This window comes from Bacteroides acidifaciens (genome assembly GCF_903181435.1).
GTDB lineage: Bacteria > Bacteroidota > Bacteroidia > Bacteroidales > Bacteroidaceae > Bacteroides.
Genome location: NZ_CAEUHO010000001.1, coordinates 2,270,790 through 2,289,077 on the forward strand (window position 1 = coordinate 2,270,790; position 18,288 = coordinate 2,289,077).

The following is an 18,288-nucleotide window of genomic DNA, read 5'->3' on the forward strand; positions in this document are numbered from 1 at the left end:
AATGTGGCGTTTTTGTTTTATCTTTGGAGCATGAAGCAAAATTCAGCGACATGGATAAGGTTCAGAAACAAAGAGGAAGCATCGTGCTACACAAAGAAACAAGGGACGGTGCAGACTACATACGGATAGAATACGCAAACAGTCAGGCTGTCGCCCAACTGCTCGCCCAAGACACAGGCATGGAAATGGCTGGCAACGGCTCTGCATATATAGCGTCAGCCGCTTTCAGCCTGCCGGATTTCTACGACCGCTATTCACCACACGCCTATATTGATTACAGCCGGGTTTACGTGCGGCATCCCAAACCTAAAAGGGAATACACACTGCCAAAAGGCTACCTCGAACTGCTGGAACAAAAGCGTTACAGCCCCTCGACAGTCAAAACATACCGTGCCTATTTCAGCGATTTCGTGGAATATCACAAGGGACGGAACATCGACCGCCTGAAAGTGCCGGACATCAACAAGTACATACTCTATCTTGTGAACGAGAAGAAAATCTCGGTGTCGCAACAGAATATGCGCATCAATGCTATCAAGTTCTATTACGAGCAGGTGAAAGGCGGCAAACGGCAATACTACGGCGGTATCACCCGTGCCAAAGAGTACAAGAGCCTGCCCGAAGTGTTGAGCAAGAATGAAATTAAGCGCATCCTTGCACAAATTTCCAACATCAAGCATCACTGCATGATTTCGTTGGTTTACTCTGCCGGACTTAGAAGAAGCGAATTGCTTAACCTGACCCCGCAGGACATCAACAGCGAAACAATGTCGGTTCGCATCATGGGCAAGGGGAAGAAATGCCGTTATTCGCTCCTTTCGCCCAAGTTGCTGGAAGAACTACGGCACTACTTCCGGGAATATCGTCCACAAAAATGGCTGTTTGAGGGCGAAACACCCGGAGAGCAATATTCGGCAAGTGCATTGGTGAAAGTGCTGAAAGAAGCCGCACATCGTGCAGGCATCAAACATCGTGTACACGTACACATGCTGCGCCACTCCTTTGCCACACACTTGCTGGAACAGGGAACAGACCTGCACACGATACAGGAATTGTTGGGACACAACGACATCAAGACCACAACCATTTATCTTCATGTGTCAAGTGCCCATAAAGCAAAAATCCCTAATCCTCTTGATACACTGGATAATTCGTGAGGTGCAGTTATAGAAGTGTAGGAACGACACCATAAGGTGCGGTTATAAATAAATTACTAACAATACGAATAACTCTTTATGATAAAATTCATTTTAGATGCGATGTATTATCAGATATTCATATTTAATAGGGATAAATTTATATTGGAAAATCCACATGAGCGGACGATACAGATAATATGTGGAATATTATTTCTTCCTGTTATAGTATTGACATATCTACTGATAGAGGAGAATTTCAATTATAAAACCCCTTTTGTGTTTTTCATCATAATCTATATTTTATTATATAAGACATTCTGTTCGTATTATATAAAAGGGAAAAAAGGTATGGAAATTATAAGAAGTAAACCTCTGATATTTAATAGTCAAAAGATTTCTTCCTTCATATCATGGATGATTTATCCCATTTTGGTTGTATTACTTTATTTTATAATAACACATCGTCATTGGCTAAAAATTATACAATAAAGATTTAATAAGTTAGTAACAACGAAAGATAGCATCTGACGATGCTCCTTTCTAACCATTACCAACAAATAGCGTACATAATATGAATGATGTAACAAAAGTAAGAATAGTATATGAATGTAGCATAATAGGCATTGTTTTGCTGACATTCTTAAAAGGTATGTTCCCTTACATGGGAGCATGGTGGCGAGTAGCCCTTATTGCTTCACTTGTAGGACTTTGGTTTTCTTTGTCTTACCTGAAACGGCATAATTATAAATGGGGGTTCAATTACATAGGAAACCATTTATATATTAACCTCTTATTGAAAGTACAGAAGTGGTTTCAGAACGCTACAATCATAGCCTTATTGATACCTGTATTCTTAAAAGACCTCTTGTATAATCAATATTGCTTTGTAGCATATATATTGCTTGTAGGCATGTTCTTAGGCGTGAAGCTGGCTACTTACACAGTAGAGTACGCTATATACAAAAGTAAATTCATTGGTAACAAGGAAAGATAACCCCTGAACGGTGTTCCTTTCCAAACCATTAGCGAAAACAGAAACCAGTATGATACAGCAAGTAGAAAAACTGAAAGAAATAATCAATCAAAACAGTATGGGGCATTTGCCTTTGCCCTATCGTGTTGATTTGATGAAACAAATAAGCGATATATGTATAGTACAAAAAGTATTATGCGAGTGTTGCAAGAAAGTCTGTTCTTGCTTTACAAAGGAATATGACAATGAAAACCCATTATACAGAGTCTTGTCCGAAATAGATAGTTATCTTTACAAGAATAAGGGCACTGCCGAAAGCATATCGGTTTCGGTGGAACGGTTATGCAATTATGCGGAACAATCCATTGAGAGTTGCGAAGATATGGCAGGGTGGGCAATCATCGCTTTAGGATATGCTATTCGGAATGATGCAGCTACCATATTGGAGATAGAGGATTATAACGGTGAAGATGATAATGCTTTCGACTTTGAAAGCTGGAATGCGGATTTTATATGCTCAATAGCCTATTCGGGCAGCAATCCTTTCATGGAAATAGGTAATGCGGAGAAACGCAAGGAATATTGGTTGTGGTATCTTGATATGGTTCTTGGTATGTGTGAAAAATCGAATACACCATATACAATGATAAAACCAACATCTAAAAAGTCGCAAAATCAGATTTCTATTCCCAAACGCACACAAAGTTGGCAGATTGAAAATGTGTCAAATCAAATACAACAACTGGTACATGCACTGATAGAAGCAACGGATAAGCAAACGAAAGACTGGAATAAAATTGTATTAAGCTATACATTCATTTCTGCTTCTTATATGAACATTACTTGTTGTCGGGAAGAAGAAGTTCAGAAAATAACACTCTGCCAAAGTATAGAAAATCTTATTCATAACAGTCTGTTTCATATCCACAAAGATATGTATCTACAAGCCCCCAAAGAAGGAGCATGGATGCAATGCTGTATAACAATAGAAAAAGGCAATTCTTATGATATATCCTTTAATTACGATGATATAACATCCATTTCCGACATATTCAATAATCCCGATTGGCTTATTGGAGCATTTGAGGATTATCCACGAAGTAAAGAATACACCCCTCAATGGCTAAGAAAAATAATTGAAAGAAGAAAGCTGTATCTGACTTAGTTTCTGTGAGTGGATAAAATAATTTCGCTAACAACGCAGGATAACGGACAAGCCGTTCCCTGCTAACCATTATGAACAATTAAAGCGCAAAAATATGAGTATGAAAGAACTAAATAGCATTTATGCTTTCGGTTATGGGCTATTCATATATTCGCCCGGTACATTCAATGAATGGATGCAAGAGAAGAAATGCCGAGCAAAGAAAATGCTGTCGTATCTTGATAAGCATAAGGATATGTTTTTGGAAATGATTGCCAAAGGGATAGCATTGCCTATCTATCAAATACCAACGTATCAATATTCAATCTATATCACAACAGAAAAAGATGTGAATATTCCAGAGGATTGGGAACAGGTTTATCTTTATAAAGATTGGTTTATTACAATCGGAACAGATGATAAACTTTGCTTTTCTTCCTTTGAGTTTTTTGAAGAACACCGTGATTTGATAGCTAAAAGTCAATGTGTGTTTATGGGAGAAGTATTTGATATAAATGATAACCCACATTCGTTTTATCATTCTGATGAAATACAAATGCCCAAAGGTAATTATCGCTTTGACATTTACGGGTTAAAACGAAAACACCCTTACTCGGAAACAGACAGAGAAAACTGCAATAAAAATTATGCCTATCTATTTGCTTTCCGAAAAGACAATAACGACAGCAACGAGAATTTAGAGCGGTGTGATAATGATACTCACATTTTTAGCATAGAAGAATATTTGGAAGAAGTTCATAACAAGGAAAGATAACCCCTAAACGGTGTTCCTTTCCAAACCATTATAAACAATAGTGCAAAATATGAAACAGAAAATATACCATATCATTATCTTTTTACTCTTTTGGTGTTGTGGAGTAGCCTATTCACAAAATCCCAAAGCGGATATTTTGCAGCAAGACCTTTCGGGCTTGTTTGACAATTTAAGCATGATTGGCATATTAGGAGAAGATTGTAGCCGAATTGATATTCATATTACCGAAGTTCGGAAAATGGATAGTAGAGAATATGAGATAAAGGGTATCAGTCGTACCCGATTATCCGTAATCTGTCCGTTTAAGGGAAAGGTTTGTATAGATAGCATTTCTTCCTGTTTCCAAATGATAAAAAGTGAATATACGGAATTGGACGGTTTCATATACGGGTATTACTCGTTTGCGGAATACGGAGATAAACGATATAGCGGTACATTCTCCGGTTCTTTCAAGCAGGGGTATCGGATGAGCGGACAGCAAATAGAGAAAGGACGGAATGAAATAGCAGAACTGAAATTGAACTTATCTGAATATCGGGGTAAGTGGAAATCCGCAAAGGGACTGACAAAAGTCTGTTCTTGGGCAGATGAGATTATACCCGATACTCCTGCAAACTTCTGCCTGTTTAATGATGCAGGTGAATGGATTGTATCACCGAAATATCGTAAGAATGGTTGGGAAAATCTATATAATGCCTATCACAATGAAAATCTGACAACGGACGAGATACAAAAGGCTCGTGAGGTGGAAGAACAGGAATGGTGGGTAAATAAAAGCCAATCATGCAAAGTAATTTGAGTTTATAACAAAGCGTGATAACGCTTACAGCGTTCCCCGCTTAGCCATTACTGACAATTATATAATTGATGTTTTGTAACAGTCGCTTATGAAAAAGATTATTGACTATTTATTTTATAGATATTATTTGATTTGCTTAAAAAATGAGGAATTTCCACGTTTTGGTGCAGCCTGCATCTTATCGGAAGTTATTTCAATAACTTATATGTTCGCATCTTTTTTGTTTTCATTTTTCTTGACAGGAAATTTCTTTTTTTCGTACATATCCAAACTAACAACACTTGTTATATGGATAATCGGCTTTATACTTCCTTGGATTGGTGTATACATATATTATAATAAGAAAAGGACTCTTGTATTATTTAAGAAATTTCAAGACAATATTTATAATGCCAAATATTCAGATAAGGCGGTATTAAGTATCAGGTATATTATACTTATTGTCGGTCTTCTTTTAATGCTCTTTCTTTATCAGTTTTAAATATCGAGCAAGTTATGAAGTATCAATAATTTATCGGATTGAGAAATATAAATAAGTTAGTAACAACAAAAGATAGCATCTAACGATGCTCCTTTCTAACCATTAGCTGTAATTATATGACATGAAAATCTATGAGAATAAAATATTGAGAATACTTGGATTTATTTTTATTTGGATTTATGTATTCGGTATGGGCATTTGTTTTGCCAGAAGGTGGTATGCCATTGGAATACCGGGAGTGGTTTTATTACTTGTATGGTTAAATCACAATCTTATAGGTGCAGCTATTCGTAGATATAGAGCAAGGCAGGCAATCAAACAGATAAAAAAGCATGGAACACGATTATCGGTTGATTTAAGCCAATGTAAAGTCTGTGCGCAGAAATGGAGTAGCAAGAAATCAAGGATGCAAGAGCCAGTCTTTAAGGTATTCAATTCATGGGAAACCCAGTTTTGGAATGGTGTTAGCGGCTCTTTGTTTCCTGACATTTATCATAGTGAACAAGTAGTGTCCACTGCAATATGCACCGTGACGTACACCACTCCATACAAAGGAAAGACAAAAACATTTCGCAGTGATGCAATTTTGAAGGAAAAAGTTTCATTGGAAATGCTATTGCAATATTATGGAGTGGCAACGATTTACATAAATCCGAAGAATGACAATCAATATTATTTTGATTTGGATTTTCTAAAATAGATATAGCTAACAACGCAGGATAGCGGACAAGCCGTTCCCTGCTAACCATTATGAATAATAAAGGAATAAAAAATACAGATAACTATTTTGAACGAGTGAAGCAACGTGCAAACCGGACGAATTACAGATACTATTTTTTTGACTACCTATATTTCAAAGGAGAGGTTTGGGGCAAGAAGATAGGACGGATGTCAGGTTTTATACTGCTGTTTTGGTATTGGTGGTGGGTAGTAGTTCTGCCCGGCAACTTTCTCCTGATTAACAGTGTACCGCAATGGTCGTCCTTACATCTTGGTTATTTAGGTACAATGTTTTTGCTTATTTGTGTATTTATTCTTGCACGATACAGGAAAGCCCGTGTACAGGCATTGTTGAACCGCTACCGCCGCTCTAAGCATATCAGCGCAGTACAGGCATATTTTCTGTTCCTGCTACCCTTTGTACTTTTCTTCTTAGAAACATGGCTGTTCGATGAATGGGGGTGGACGGATTGCGTGAGGTGGAACAAATGATATGTCATTCATATATAAAACATCAGATATGGAACAACGGATTACATCATTATTGCTTCCCGCTCCCGAAGCGGAGCTGGAAGCGTCCTGCAAGGAACTGGACGAAAAGGTAACATGGCTGCTGCACAACAGCCGGAAAATGGACAACTACTTGGAACTTGAACCGTTCAGCAAGGACGGGCGGCTGTGCGCCCACGTGTGCGACACGCTCAAAAGCCTGCCGGAAACGCCGACACTGGCGACATACAAGGACTACAAGGCAATCATCATCCTGCTGGGTATGTCCACCACCCGTTACGCCATACTGGACGAACTGGCGGAACAGCACCGCAAGCGGGACGACATACCCGAACTGACCGCCTACTGCGATGCGCTCCACTGGATGCGACCGGGACGGCAGTACCTCTGCAACGTGTACAACACGGTATGCCACGCTTTCCACCTGCTGCGGAGAAACCCGGTGAGGGACAACCGACTGCTGGTGACGGAAAAGGAGCTGCGCCACGCCGAACGGATGCTGCCGGAACTGGGCAGGCAGACGTTCACCGAAATGGTACGTCTGAAAGGCTACATGGTCTATGATGCCGAGCAACTGGCGGACAAATGCGGCATGGAATACGGCTCGTTCCGGCGAAAGGTAAAGAAAATGACCGGGTACACGGCTAAGGAATGGGTGATAAAGGAACGGGTAAAGGACGTGGAACACTACCTGATGAACACAAACCTCACGCTTACCGAAGTGGCGTTCACCACCGGGTTCGCATCGACATCGAACCTGAACGACTTCTGCAAGGCGTATCTTTTAGATACCCCCGGAGAAATACGCAGAAAAGCGCAGGAAACAAGAAAATGCACAGTTACAAGAACGTAATGTGAAAAATCAAGAATAAAACAGATTTTTTATGCCCGTAACTTTGTGCTTCATAAAAGATAAGCACAAGGTTATGGAACATAAGATACTGTTGGAAACATACTTCGCCGGACTGCTTCAAAAAGTGGAATGGCAGATACAGGAATACGAGGACACCGCAGCGGACACGCTGACGCTCTGCCGCCTGTGCGTGGACTACCTGCAAGAGATACTGGGCGAACTCAAAACCTTTATAATCTCCTACCCGTTCGCCAGCACGGAAGAAGAAATACACTTCTTCAAGGAACTGAAACCGCTTTTAGCAAGCAAAATCATCTATTACAACACCGTTTACAAGATAGAGGTGCGCTTCCCCAGCGGCAGCGAGGACGTGCAGCGGGACTACCTGCTGTCGGAAACCGACCGGATTTCAAAGTCGTTCCAGCGGAACTTGGCGTTCTACCAGTACCACCGCACGAAAGCCACCTACTTGGACAGGCAGTATTTCATGCGTGGGAAGCCTGACATACAAATCATTGTGGACAGTTTCTATTACGAAACAGACCCACAGTTCAGCACCAGTCACGACTTCAAGGTAGCCAAGATTTTAGCCAACGAATTGCTGGAAATATACCTCACCAACCGACTGCACGAGCTGGAACGCCGGGAACAGCGCAAGCGGGTGAAGAACGGCTTCACGGGAAAGGTGCTGCGCTGGACGGGGACGAAAAGGGCGTTGGTGGAGCTTGTCTACGCACTGGACGCCTGCGGCTGTCTGAACAAGGGAACGGTTGAGATAAAGGAGATTGTAGCCTATTTTGAATATGTGTTCGACATCGACCTCGGCGACTTCTACCATACCTACATGGAACTCAAAGCCAAGACCAAAGACCGCACGGGCTTCCTCTCCACCCTGAAAGAAAGGTTGCTGCTGCGCATGAGGGAGCAGGATTAGGCAACCGTGCTTTAACAAAATTTATTTCGCCACAGGTGGGTTCGCCTGTGGCGTTTTATTTTTCAGGACACCCGAACTTTGCGGCAAATCAATTAGTTACCATTATGGAAATAATAACATTCGAGTCCAAAGCCTACAAGGAGCTGGACAACAAGATTACCGCCATTGCCGACTACATCTTCAACCACGTGGAAACGGCAAGACAAAGCGAGGAAGATATGTGGGTGGACAGCTACGAGGTCTGCACGTTCCTGAAAATAAGCGAAAAGACCCTGCAACGCCTGCGGGTGTCGGGGACTATCGCCTATTCCAACATCAGGGGACGCTACTTCTACAAGGTCAGCGAGATACGCCGGATGCTGGAAGAACGCCTGATAAGGAGCAACAAGGAGAACATCGACAACCTGATAACCAACCACCAACTGTATGCTAAGGAAAGAGGAAATCTTAGAAAGGACAAGTAACGGGCTGGCGGTGTTCAAACACTACCTGCCCGGCAACTGGCGCATAGGTCGCAACTTCCTTAACCCGCTGTACGAGGACAGCAAGGCTTCCTGCAACATCTATTTCGACCGCCGGGGCGGTATCTACAAGATGAAAGACTTCGGCAACGACAGTTACAGCGGCGATTGTTTCTTCCTCGTGGGGCAGTTAAAGGGGCTGGACTGCAACCGGGCGGCTGACTTCGTGGAAATACTGGAAATCATCGACCGGGATTTGGGCTTGGGGCTGGCATCCGGCACCCCGGTTTCCGTTCCCCCGGCAACCGTCCGCCGGGCAGTGCCGGACAAACCCGAAGAAACAACCGAAAAGCCCGTCAAGCCCTACCAGTTCCGGGAACAGAAGTTCCCGCTTGCCGAACTGGTGTACTGGCAACAGTACGGCATCACGCCCGAACTGCTGGAACGTTACAAGGTCTGCTCGCTCCGGGAATACAACAGTGAAACGGCAGAGGGGAAGCCGTACACCTACACTTCATCGGTGGCAGAACCCATGTACGGCTACAAGGGCAAACAGCACATCAAGCTGTACCGCCCGTTCTCCACGCCCCGCTTCCTCTACGGCGGCAGCTTCGGCGAAAACTACTGTTTCGGGCTGGAGCAACTGCCCGCCAAAGGCGATACGCTCTTTATCACGGGCGGCGAGAAAGACGTACTTTCATTGGCGGCGCATGGTTTTCACGCTATCTGCTTCAACAGCGAAACGGTGACGATACCGCCCACGCTGGTTTATCGGCTGACGTTCCGCTTCAAGCACATCGTCCTGCTCTTTGACATGGACAAGACGGGCAGGGAAAGTTCACGCAAGCAGGAAAAACTGTTGGAAGAATTTGGCGTGAAACGCCTGCTGCTCCCGCTTCCGGGAACGAAAGAGGAAAAGGACATATCCGACTACTTCAAAGCCGGGAACACCCGTGAAGATTTCCTGAAACTGTTTATAGAATTTTTAGACAACCTGTATAGCGACACACTAATTATGCTAAAATCGTGCGAGATAGATTTCAACAACCCGCCCGCCAAAGCGCAAGAGATTATTTCGGCGGGTGACGTTCCGTTAGGGACACAAGGCAACCTGTTCGGCATCACCGGGGGCGAGGGAACGGGCAAGAGCAATTATGTAGCCGCAATCGTGGCGGGCTGCATCTGCCCGGCTGGTGCGGACATAGATACGCTGGGCATACAGATAACCGCCAACGGCAGGCACAAGGCGGTCTTGCTCTATGACACCGAACAGTCGGAAGTGCAACTGTTCAAGAATGTAGGCAACCTGCTGGCACGAGCGGGGCAGCAGGACAAACCCGATGAACTGAAAGCGTTCTGCCTGACGGGTATGTCACGCAAGGAACGCCTGAACGCCATTGTGCAGAGCATGGACAAGTTCTACTACCAGTACGGCGGCATCCAGTTGGTCGTCATTGACGGCATCGCCGACCTTGTTAAGAGTGCCAACGATGAAGCGGAAAGCGTGGCGGTGATAGATGAACTTTATCGGCTGGCTGGCATCTACAACACGTGTATTCTGTGCGTGCTGCATTTCGTCCCCAACGGATTGAAACTGCGGGGACATTTGGGCAGCGAGTTGCAGCGCAAGGCGGCTACAATCCTTTCGATAGAGAAAGACGATGAACCCGCCCAGTCGGTGGTAAAAGCCCTGAAAGTAAGGGACGGAAGCCCGCTGGACGTGCCGCTGATGCTCTTTGCATGGGACAAGGAAGCCGGGATGCACGTGTACAAGGGCGAGAAGCCCCGTGAGGAAAAGGAGAAGCGCAAGGAAAGGGAACTGGTGAATGTCGCACGTGACATCTTCGGGCGGCAGACACGCATCACCTACATAGACCTTTGCGAGCAGTTGCAGCAGGTCTTGGACATCAAGGAGCGCACCGCAAAGAGCTATATCCGCTTCATGCGGGAAAGGGACATCATCACCAAAGACACGGCGAACCAAAGCTGTTTTGTCATAGGTTCATATAATCTTCAAAGGAACGCAAGCTGCCCGTAGGCGTATGGGCTGAACTTGTGTATTTTTAGGTGCTTGTGTCCTGCCCTGTTGTGAAACACGGCAGGATTTTTTCTGTTTGCACGTGAAAATTCAGGGTATTTGCTTAACTTTGCAGAAGTTACACGAAAAAAGTAACGGCAGTTGGACGGCGGTTGCCGGAATATTGCCTTTATATATAACATATACGTTCGCCGAACGTCCCAAAGTAGAAAACTGGCACTTTTCAAAATGTGGGGATATTCAGCGCAGGATATGCTATGCGTTTGTCATAGCGTGGCTGCACTGTTTCCACATTTGGGTATGCCAGTACCTCTACTTTGAAACAGCGTCATGCCACGCTTTCTTTTTAGGTGGCGGCTAACGTGCAAAGACAGTAGGGATTTATATCACTTTAATACCTGACAATATGGAACAAATCAAAGCGCACATCGCCGTATCGCTGGACGGGCATACCGCCACGCCGGACTATGAACTGGACTGGATGCCCGGTGAGGTCAAGGAACTGGCGGCAAGGGAACACGCCGCCGCAAGCTGCCTGCTTATGGGGGCGAACACCTACAACTACATCTTTGAACACTGGGGCGGGTGGCCGCACAAAAGCAAACGGTCTTTTGTGGTGTCACACTACGACACCAACGTGACGCCGGACTGCGGCGTGGAGTTCCTGACCGAAGAACCGCTGCAAAGAATTTATGAACTGAAACAGGAAACCGACATACTGGTGGTGGGCGGCGGCAAGCTGCTTACTTCATTGATTAAAGCCGGGTTGCTGGACAGCCTGACAATCTACACCGTCCCGGTCATGGCGGGCAAAGGCATCGGCTTTATCGGGGAAACATTCGGCTCACATTGGAAACTCTCGGAAAGCAGGGTGCTGGATAACGGGGTGGTCTGTTCGACCTACCTGTTTGGCGGGAGCGTATAAAAAATGCGCCCGGTTCCCGCCGGGCGCAACCACTAAAATTTCAATTATTATAAGTTGTAAAACCTATCACAATGAAATTTCAGTGGCAAAGATAGGCTATTTCTTCGGTTTCGCTTTCTTTTCGGGGAATGAAAAACCGACATTGAACTGTTCGTCCAGCACAAGCGAAGCATCGAAAGCCTTGCCGTTCTTGCCCTTGAAGCCCTTGATTAGCCCGGTCTTGCGTTTCGTCACCAGTTCGACAATCTGCTTGTCGGTCAGTTGCTTGTCGCACTTGTTTCGGAATATGGTAAGCGTGCAGTCCACGTTGGAACACTTCGCCACTTTCGGGTAGAACAGGATGCGCCCGCTACCGCATTTCGGGCAGGGGCAGGTTTCACCAGTAGCGACAGATAGCTGCACCGATAGCAGTTCCGCCGTGATTTGCGTTGCGTACACCTCGATGCCCTTCCGGAACGTGTCGGCATCCATGCTTCCCGCTTCTATCTTGGAAAGGGCGGTTTCCCACATACCCGTCATTTCGACATCGGCAATCTTCTTGTCCTTGACAATCCCATAAACGGCAAGCCCCTTGTCGGTAGGCACAAGGTTCTTCTTCTCACGCACGATGTACTGGCGGGCGAACAGCGTTTCGATAATCGCCGCACGGGTGGCGGGCGTGCCTATCCCGGCATCTTTCAGGCTGGCTTTCAGTTCGGCATCTTCCAGTTCCTTTCCGGCGTTCTCCATTGCCGCAAGCAGGCTGCTTTCCGTGTGCAGCGGTTTCGGCTTGGTCTGCTTCTCCAACAGTTCCACGTTGGAAATCGGCAGGCTTTCGCCCTCTTGAAGCGGTGGCAGGCTGGCGGCTTCTTCATCCCCGCACGTTTCCTGCTCGCCGAACACGGCACGCCAGCCTGCTACTTTCATCACAGACCCTTTTACCGTGAAGTCGGTATCTCCAGCCGACAATATGGCGGTGGTAACGTCTTTCACGCACTTGCCCGAAAAGGCTTCCAGCATACGCCCGGCTACCAGCTCGTAAACTGCCCGCTCGTCTTTGGTTAGTTCAACGGGCAGGTTCTCGGTAACGATTAAGGCGTGGTGGTCGGTCACTTTGCCGTCATTCACGCTGCGGCGGTTCAAGGGTGTGCCGTCCAGCCCGGCGGCATACCCGGCAAAGCGGGAGTATTGCCCTAACAGGGCGACACGCTCCGGCATTTCATCGAAAACGTCCTCCGATATATAGCGGCTTCCAGTTCTCGGATAGGACATCACTTTCTTTTCATACAGGCTTTGCGCTATGGATAGGGTCTTGTCAGCCGAAAAATTCAGCTTCGTGTTCGCTTCCTTTTGCAGCGTGGTAAGGTCGTACAGAAGCGGCGGTTCTTGGTTGGCTTCTTTCCTCTCAACGGATTTCACGGCAAGTTGTCCGGCATCCTTAACCCGTTGCAGGGCGGCTATGGCTTCGGGCTGCTGTTCCCACTTGGCGGTCGATTGGGCGGTGAAACTTATTCCCCCGCTGGCGGTATGGGCTTTGAGTTGCCAAAACTTGGCGGGTACGAAATTCTTGTTCTCCAAATAGCGGCTGCATATCATCACGAGCGTGGGTGTCTGCACCCTGCCCAGCGAGAACACGCCCTGCCCGGCGGCTACGCTCAACGCTTGGGTGGCGTTTATCCCTATCAGCCAGTCCGCTTCGCTGCGGGACTTGGCAGAGAGGTAGAGGTTATCGTAACGCTCTCCCGGTTGCAGGTTTTCCAGCCCCTCACGGATTGCCTTGTCGGTAAGGCTGCTTATCCACAGGCGCACGAAAGGCTTGCGGCAGTTCAGGTAATGGAAGATATAGCGGAAGATTAGCTCACCCTCACGCCCGGCATCGGTGGCGACAATAATCCGGTCGCACTGGTCGAACACTTCCTTTATCACTTTCAACTGTTTCAACACGCCGGGGTCTGCCTTGTAACCTTTCTCCGCTTTCACCTGACGGGGGATTAGCTGGAATTCGGGCGGCAGTATGGGCAGGCTCTCCCTGCGGAAGTTCGCCACGCCATAGGCTTCCGGCATGGCAAGCTGGATTAAGTGGCCGAACGCCCATGTCACCATATACCCGTTGCCGGAAAGATAACCGTCATTACGCTGGGTCGCCCCGATGATGCGGGCGATATCCTTTGCCACGCTGGGCTTCTCTGCTATCAATGCAATCATAATTCTTTACTTTTTAATGGTAGATATTACATTTTCATTCCTTTGGACTTCTTGGGCTTGTCCGCTTTCAGGCTCTTGTCCTGCGCTTTCTCCTGCTTCTCTTTCTGCTTGGCGGTGGGCTTGTCCTGACCCTGTTTCAGCGGCTCTTTGCCCTGTTTGGTGGCTTCGTTGGTCTTGCCCTCTGAATTGACTGCTACCTGTGTCCGGCTCTCGGCGGCGGGGGTAACGTCTTTCGGCTGCACCTTGTCGGGGGATTTGCCCTGTGCGCCGGGCTGCACATGACCGTTGAACTCAACGCCCTTGCCGTCCTTTATTCCGGCTACCTGCTGCTCTGCGGGCTGTTGTCCCTGCTGCAAGAACTGGACGGCAGACCTCGGCAGGAACTCCAAGCCACGCTCCACTGCGCTGACCTGCAAATAGGCACTGCGCTTCGTGCCGTCCCTGAATTGCAGGTTTTCCATTTTCACCGCTTGCCCGGCTTCAAAGGCGGCTTTCTGCTCCGGGCTGACTTGCACGCCGCAAATGGTGTCGGGACATTTCCACTTGTCAGCCCGCATATACTCCAGTTCGTGCGTGTACCTGTCCCGGCTGACGAACACGGGGATTTGCTCGCCGTTTTTCGGGTCTTGGATTTCAGCGATGCCGCCCAAGTTGCCAGTGCCTTGCAAGTTGCCCTGTTCCTGCTTGGTAAACCCGTGTTCGTGGAACGGGCGTTGCAACAGTTTCTCGTCCTGCTGCACGCCGTGCAGCTTGGGTACTACCGTGCCGTCCTTAGCCTGATAGAAAGAGAGCTTGACATCGGTAGGTTTGAGGTAGAAGCCGCCCACCGTCCCCGAAACGGTGTAAGTGTTGCGGGACTTGTAGCCACGCATCACCCGGTCGAAGTCCTTCGTGTTTTTCAGGGTGTCGGCGGTGATGCCGACTTTCTTCAGGTTCTCCCAGTCGATTTTTGCCGGGTCGAAGCGGTAGCCCTGCTTGAACTCGTGGAAGTCGGGCTTCGGAACTCGAAGCATTTCAGCCCGCTTGTCACCCTCCGGCGTGGGGTTGCGGTGGTTGTCCTCGATTGCCTTTGCGTCCCGCTCCGCTTCGGAAGCCTTGACGCTGAACAGTTCCAGCCCGGAAGTGTCCTGAAACTTGCGGAAGAAATTGGAAATGAAGTTGCTGAACACATCGCTGTTCTTGTCCACCTGCATGAACTCGCCGCCGTGTGTCGGCGGCACGGTCTGCAAATTGCCCTCCTTGTCGATACCCTTAACGGCACTCACCTTGCCCTGCTGTTTATCCAAGACCAGCAGCACGTCTTTTTCCTGCCCCTCTATGGGCGGGGTCATTCTGTTTGCCATAAATAATTGGAATTTTAGTGGTTACGGGAATAGTCCCGTCCAAAGGTAGCGACTAAATATACTATATTTGGATAGGCGACAAGGGATGTCCGAATTTGTCCTGCGGTGTCTGAAATTGTCCGGGTACGGTAATTACTGCGAACATTATTCGCAGAATTTAGAATATCACCAGCAAAATATTCATTATGTTTTTACATGGTAATTATATCACACTATCTTTGTAAATAAAATCAAGGAACATAAATATGGCTTCATTCAGAAAAGAGATACTTGGGCAGATTGAACGGATAGATACTGGGCGTATATTCAGGTTCCGGGATTTGTCGTTTGAAACGGAAAAGACTGTCTGAAATATCATTTTCTTTTGTACCTTTGCATCCGCAGAAAACAAAAGAAAATCAACTATTTAGTGTAATTACCCGGTTGCGGTAACTAAATCGGGATAAAACCTCTAAACATTTCTCTTATATACAAATGATAGCCGAATTCAATTCATATATGAGTAACATAGACATAGATTTCTTCAAGGAGTTGTGTCTGAAACATGGAGAGTTACGACATTATAAAAAGAATGAGTTTATTCTCCATGAAGGTGATGCCTGTTCTTTCTTCGGGTTTATCTTGTCAGGTGTAGTCAAATACAGTTGCACCAACCGGACAGAAAACAAGCCGTATAATGTCGGTTTTTCCTTTTCAAATGAATTTATAGCCGATTATCCCACTTGCTTATATGGCATGAAATCAGAATTGAATATACAGGCGATAATCCCGTGCGAGATTTACATCTGTTCTTCTGCATTCTTACAGCAAAAATTCGAGGAGAACAAAGAAAGCCAACAGATAGCCCGTATCGCAGCCGAACAGATGTATTTCCAATCATATTCACGTTATTTGGATTTATTCAGATTCACACCGGAAGAGCGTTACCTCCAACTTTTAAAAAAATGCCCTGCAATCCTCCAAATGGTATCACTAAAAGAAATAGCATCCTACCTCAAAATTACACCCGTACACATGAGCCGAATAAGACGCAAGCAAAGCTTTGACAACAAAAAATAAACATAGGTTTAGAAATTTGCATTCATAACAATATTCCAAGAGCGTCTTAATTTGCCAAAGGATTCTTCTTTTTATCTTTGTCTTATCTTTGGTTGGTTCAACGAAGAAACAAAATAAAGATTGAATGAGTTAAACAAGAGATAAAAAAGAGAATATGAAAACAAAAGAAATTCTTGGAATATTTATGCTATTCCTATGTACATTCAGTTTTATAAGCTGCGATGATGATAATGAACAGACAAATGAATTAACCCCCGAAGCACTTTATCAGACTTCATGGCGTGGAACAGGGCATTGTGAGGCTTGGACAGTACAAAATATGGGGGTCGGTATGCAATTTATAGATACTCGGAAAGGAAAAGTAAATTGGGAAGGTTACGATGAAATTGATATTACTTATACAATAGAAGGGAAATATATCACCTTTAATAGCAATGCTTTATATTTGGGTGGAGCCCCTTGGATTATCAAAAGCTATACCCAAAAACATATAACCATTATACAGAATGAAATTAGTCCGGATAAAGAGAAAGTAGCTACAATTGAATTAGAGAAAATAGATTAAACTGAACCATGGGAACATTAAAAGTAATATGAAACTGAAATATATATTGAATGTTATACTATTTGTTTTGGCATTATCTTTTTTGTCTATGTGTATATTTAAGACTACAGAGTTAAGTTTAAAATGTATGCAATTTGCTGTATCTATCTCTTGTATAGGAGCAATGTTTTCTACAAAAAGATATAGATACATATTTGCATCTATTGCTTTAATCATTATAGGAATATCTTTTTCACTTTAAATGTCCATAATAACGATAATGATTTGATTATTGAATGGTATAATAATAGTCCAGTCTACAGATAGCGACTAAAAACGGGGGCAAGGGATGCCCGAATTTGTCCTGCGGAGCTTGAAATTATCCGGGTGCGGTAAATCTCCAACTGTTGGTTGGAGATTTAAAACGGGTACAGACCGAAGTTAATCGCTTGCTTTAAACGAGCCATTTGTGAGCCATTTGTATATATTGTTTTCGGCTTATAATCAACAGTTTTACAAAAATCGCATTATACTTGTGAGCCATTTGTGAAGCGTTTGGCAAGCCTTTGATTGAGTTTCCGTTATTCTTCTATTATCAGGTGACACGACAAAAAGAAAACATCTTCGGCAAAATCTTTGTTATGTTTTTGCAGGTGATTACATAATATACTATCTTTGCATATAGAAACAAAGGACATAAATATGGCTTCATTCAGGAAAGAGATACTTGGGCAGATTGAACGGATAGATACCGGGCGTATATTCACGTTCCGGGATTTATCGTTTGAAACGGAAAAGACCGCCAATGTTGCGGTGCTGCTCTCCGAACAGAGCCGCAAAGGGGTACTGGTACGGGTTGAAAAGGGGGCGTACTACCGTCCCAAGAAATCAGTGCTGGGGCTGGGAAAGTTGCCTGTCTATCAGGATGAACAGTTCCGCTACCTGACTGAAAAACTGAACGGCTATATCACGGGGGCTTACATCTATAACAAAATGGGACTGACCGAACAGGTTGCCACAACCATAACGATAGCCACTCCTAACCCGGTTCGCCGTTTCCGTTTCAAGAACTTGGATATAGAGTGCGTGAAAGCCTACTGCATGGACTACCCGGATGAAAGCCTTGTCCCGTACTTGCGGCTGCTCGATGCGATAAAGGACATGAAGCGCATACCCGGAACAACCGGGCAGGACATCTACAACCGGGTCAAAAGCCAATATTTCAACGGGTACAGCCTGCCGGAACTGGAAAAAATCGTATCTTTGGCGAAAAGTTACCCGCCACGTGTCAGAAAGGTGGTGGCGGATATACTGGGCGACATCAGACAAACCGTGTTGCAAACAGAAATGGCAAAGACCATTCTTCCCACGACACGGTTCAACTTGGATTATAAAACGGCATAGGA

Annotated in this window: 18 protein-coding genes; 16 read left to right on the forward strand and 2 right to left on the reverse strand. The window is 45.4% G+C overall.

Translation table 11 applies throughout. From position 1 onward, the window contains the following. Positions 1-50 precede the first annotated feature (50 nt). From CLIN57ABFB40_RS09580 to CLIN57ABFB40_RS09635, 13 genes are all read left to right on the forward strand, one after another. A complete protein-coding gene (locus CLIN57ABFB40_RS09580; RefSeq protein WP_175629866.1) occupies positions 51-1,157 on the forward strand; it encodes a tyrosine-type recombinase/integrase in 1,107 nt (368 codons plus the stop codon). 78 nt (positions 1,158-1,235) lie between these two features. Continuing rightward, on the forward strand, positions 1,236-1,628 hold the full coding sequence (locus CLIN57ABFB40_RS20590; protein ID WP_120010701.1) for a hypothetical protein: 393 nt from the start codon (positions 1,236-1,238) through the stop codon (positions 1,626-1,628). Positions 1,629-1,710: 82 nt separating this feature from the next. Beyond that, a complete protein-coding gene (locus tag CLIN57ABFB40_RS09585) occupies positions 1,711-2,133 on the forward strand; it encodes a hypothetical protein (RefSeq protein WP_005643601.1) in 423 nt (140 codons plus the stop codon). A gap of 49 nt (positions 2,134-2,182) precedes the next feature. Continuing rightward, positions 2,183-3,277: an Imm5 family immunity protein gene (locus CLIN57ABFB40_RS09590; RefSeq protein WP_175629867.1), complete on the forward strand. Its 1,095-nt coding sequence runs from the start codon at positions 2,183-2,185 to the stop codon at positions 3,275-3,277. Positions 3,278-3,377: 100 nt separating this feature from the next. Beyond that, the gene (locus tag CLIN57ABFB40_RS09595) at positions 3,378-4,031 is read left to right on the forward strand and encodes a hypothetical protein (RefSeq protein ID WP_250705319.1); all 654 of its coding nucleotides are present in this window, start codon (positions 3,378-3,380) and stop codon (positions 4,029-4,031) included. A 49-nt stretch (positions 4,032-4,080) separates the two neighbouring features. Beyond that, positions 4,081-4,830, forward strand: coding sequence for a hypothetical protein (locus CLIN57ABFB40_RS09600; protein WP_175629869.1), 750 nt, complete (start codon positions 4,081-4,083; stop codon positions 4,828-4,830). A gap of 602 nt (positions 4,831-5,432) precedes the next feature. Further along, positions 5,433-6,011 carry a hypothetical protein gene (locus CLIN57ABFB40_RS09605; protein WP_117749034.1) on the forward strand — a complete coding sequence of 193 codons (579 nt, stop codon included), beginning with the start codon at positions 5,433-5,435 and terminating at the stop codon, positions 6,009-6,011. Between the two features lie 50 nt (positions 6,012-6,061). Beyond that, positions 6,062-6,523, forward strand: a complete 462-nt coding sequence (locus CLIN57ABFB40_RS09610; protein ID WP_175629870.1) for a hypothetical protein — start codon at positions 6,062-6,064, stop codon at positions 6,521-6,523. Positions 6,524-6,551: 28 nt separating this feature from the next. Beyond that, on the forward strand, positions 6,552-7,394 hold the full coding sequence (locus CLIN57ABFB40_RS09615) for a helix-turn-helix domain-containing protein (protein ID WP_175629871.1): 843 nt from the start codon (positions 6,552-6,554) through the stop codon (positions 7,392-7,394). Positions 7,395-7,425: 31 nt separating this feature from the next. Beyond that, positions 7,426-8,328, forward strand: a complete 903-nt coding sequence (locus CLIN57ABFB40_RS09620; protein WP_175629872.1) for an RteC domain-containing protein — start codon at positions 7,426-7,428, stop codon at positions 8,326-8,328. A 104-nt stretch (positions 8,329-8,432) separates the two neighbouring features. Continuing rightward, positions 8,433-8,792, forward strand: a complete 360-nt coding sequence (locus CLIN57ABFB40_RS09625; protein ID WP_004329675.1) for a helix-turn-helix domain-containing protein — start codon at positions 8,433-8,435, stop codon at positions 8,790-8,792. Continuing rightward, positions 8,755-10,827, forward strand: coding sequence for a bifunctional DNA primase/helicase (locus tag CLIN57ABFB40_RS09630; protein ID WP_175629873.1), 2,073 nt, complete (start codon positions 8,755-8,757; stop codon positions 10,825-10,827). The genes CLIN57ABFB40_RS09625 and CLIN57ABFB40_RS09630 overlap by 38 nt, the downstream gene beginning before the upstream one ends. 406 nt (positions 10,828-11,233) lie before the next feature. Then, positions 11,234-11,752 carry a dihydrofolate reductase family protein gene (locus CLIN57ABFB40_RS09635; RefSeq protein WP_175629874.1) on the forward strand — a complete coding sequence of 173 codons (519 nt, stop codon included), beginning with the start codon at positions 11,234-11,236 and terminating at the stop codon, positions 11,750-11,752. Positions 11,753-11,848: 96 nt separating this feature from the next. On the opposite strand, the gene CLIN57ABFB40_RS09640 is transcribed toward CLIN57ABFB40_RS09635, so the two are convergent. Continuing rightward, the gene (locus CLIN57ABFB40_RS09640; protein ID WP_175629875.1) at positions 11,849-13,936 is read right to left on the reverse strand and encodes a type IA DNA topoisomerase; all 2,088 of its coding nucleotides are present in this window, start codon (positions 13,934-13,936) and stop codon (positions 11,849-11,851) included. A 26-nt stretch (positions 13,937-13,962) separates the two neighbouring features. After that, complete coding sequence (locus CLIN57ABFB40_RS09645) at positions 13,963-15,279, reverse strand: DUF4099 domain-containing protein (RefSeq protein ID WP_175629876.1); 1,317 nt, start codon at positions 15,277-15,279, stop codon at positions 13,963-13,965. Between the two features lie 474 nt (positions 15,280-15,753). Between CLIN57ABFB40_RS09645 and CLIN57ABFB40_RS09650 the strand changes: the two genes are divergently transcribed. From CLIN57ABFB40_RS09650 to CLIN57ABFB40_RS09660, 3 genes are all read left to right on the forward strand, one after another. After that, on the forward strand, positions 15,754-16,338 hold the full coding sequence (locus CLIN57ABFB40_RS09650; protein ID WP_117749025.1) for a Crp/Fnr family transcriptional regulator: 585 nt from the start codon (positions 15,754-15,756) through the stop codon (positions 16,336-16,338). A gap of 154 nt (positions 16,339-16,492) precedes the next feature. Beyond that, entirely contained in the window at positions 16,493-16,903 is a 411-nt protein-coding gene (locus CLIN57ABFB40_RS09655; protein ID WP_117749024.1) for a hypothetical protein, read from the forward strand. A gap of 681 nt (positions 16,904-17,584) precedes the next feature. Continuing rightward, on the forward strand, positions 17,585-18,286 hold the full coding sequence (locus tag CLIN57ABFB40_RS09660; protein WP_011202384.1) for a DUF6088 family protein: 702 nt from the start codon (positions 17,585-17,587) through the stop codon (positions 18,284-18,286). The last annotated feature ends 2 nt before the right edge of the window (positions 18,287-18,288 follow it).

Excerpts from the sequence above, each read along its gene's own strand:
- CLIN57ABFB40_RS09605 (WP_117749034.1), top strand. The coding sequence starts at position 5,433 with ATGAAAATCTATGAGAATAAAATATTGAGAATACTTGGATTTATTTTT.
- CLIN57ABFB40_RS09650 (WP_117749025.1), top strand. The coding sequence starts at position 15,754 with ATGATAGCCGAATTCAATTCATATATGAGTAACATAGACATAGATTTC.
- CLIN57ABFB40_RS09580 (WP_175629866.1), top strand. The coding sequence starts at position 51 with ATGGATAAGGTTCAGAAACAAAGAGGAAGCATCGTGCTACACAAAGAA.
- CLIN57ABFB40_RS09645 (WP_175629876.1), bottom strand. The coding sequence starts at position 15,279 with ATGGCAAACAGAATGACCCCGCCCATAGAGGGGCAGGAAAAAGACGTG.
- CLIN57ABFB40_RS09590 (WP_175629867.1), top strand. The coding sequence starts at position 2,183 with ATGATACAGCAAGTAGAAAAACTGAAAGAAATAATCAATCAAAACAGT.
- CLIN57ABFB40_RS09625 (WP_004329675.1), top strand. The coding sequence starts at position 8,433 with ATGGAAATAATAACATTCGAGTCCAAAGCCTACAAGGAGCTGGACAAC.
- CLIN57ABFB40_RS20590 (WP_120010701.1), top strand. The coding sequence starts at position 1,236 with ATGATAAAATTCATTTTAGATGCGATGTATTATCAGATATTCATATTT.
- CLIN57ABFB40_RS09660 (WP_011202384.1), top strand. The coding sequence starts at position 17,585 with ATGGCTTCATTCAGGAAAGAGATACTTGGGCAGATTGAACGGATAGAT.
- CLIN57ABFB40_RS09620 (WP_175629872.1), top strand. The coding sequence starts at position 7,426 with ATGCCCGTAACTTTGTGCTTCATAAAAGATAAGCACAAGGTTATGGAA.
- CLIN57ABFB40_RS09595 (WP_250705319.1), top strand. The coding sequence starts at position 3,378 with ATGAAAGAACTAAATAGCATTTATGCTTTCGGTTATGGGCTATTCATA.
- CLIN57ABFB40_RS09630 (WP_175629873.1), top strand. The coding sequence starts at position 8,755 with ATGCTAAGGAAAGAGGAAATCTTAGAAAGGACAAGTAACGGGCTGGCG.
- CLIN57ABFB40_RS09635 (WP_175629874.1), top strand. The coding sequence starts at position 11,234 with ATGGAACAAATCAAAGCGCACATCGCCGTATCGCTGGACGGGCATACC.
- CLIN57ABFB40_RS09640 (WP_175629875.1), bottom strand. The coding sequence starts at position 13,936 with ATGATTGCATTGATAGCAGAGAAGCCCAGCGTGGCAAAGGATATCGCC.
- CLIN57ABFB40_RS09600 (WP_175629869.1), top strand. The coding sequence starts at position 4,081 with ATGAAACAGAAAATATACCATATCATTATCTTTTTACTCTTTTGGTGT.
- CLIN57ABFB40_RS09610 (WP_175629870.1), top strand. The coding sequence starts at position 6,062 with ATGAATAATAAAGGAATAAAAAATACAGATAACTATTTTGAACGAGTG.
- CLIN57ABFB40_RS09615 (WP_175629871.1), top strand. The coding sequence starts at position 6,552 with ATGGAACAACGGATTACATCATTATTGCTTCCCGCTCCCGAAGCGGAG.
- CLIN57ABFB40_RS09655 (WP_117749024.1), top strand. The coding sequence starts at position 16,493 with ATGAAAACAAAAGAAATTCTTGGAATATTTATGCTATTCCTATGTACA.
- CLIN57ABFB40_RS09585 (WP_005643601.1), top strand. The coding sequence starts at position 1,711 with ATGAATGATGTAACAAAAGTAAGAATAGTATATGAATGTAGCATAATA.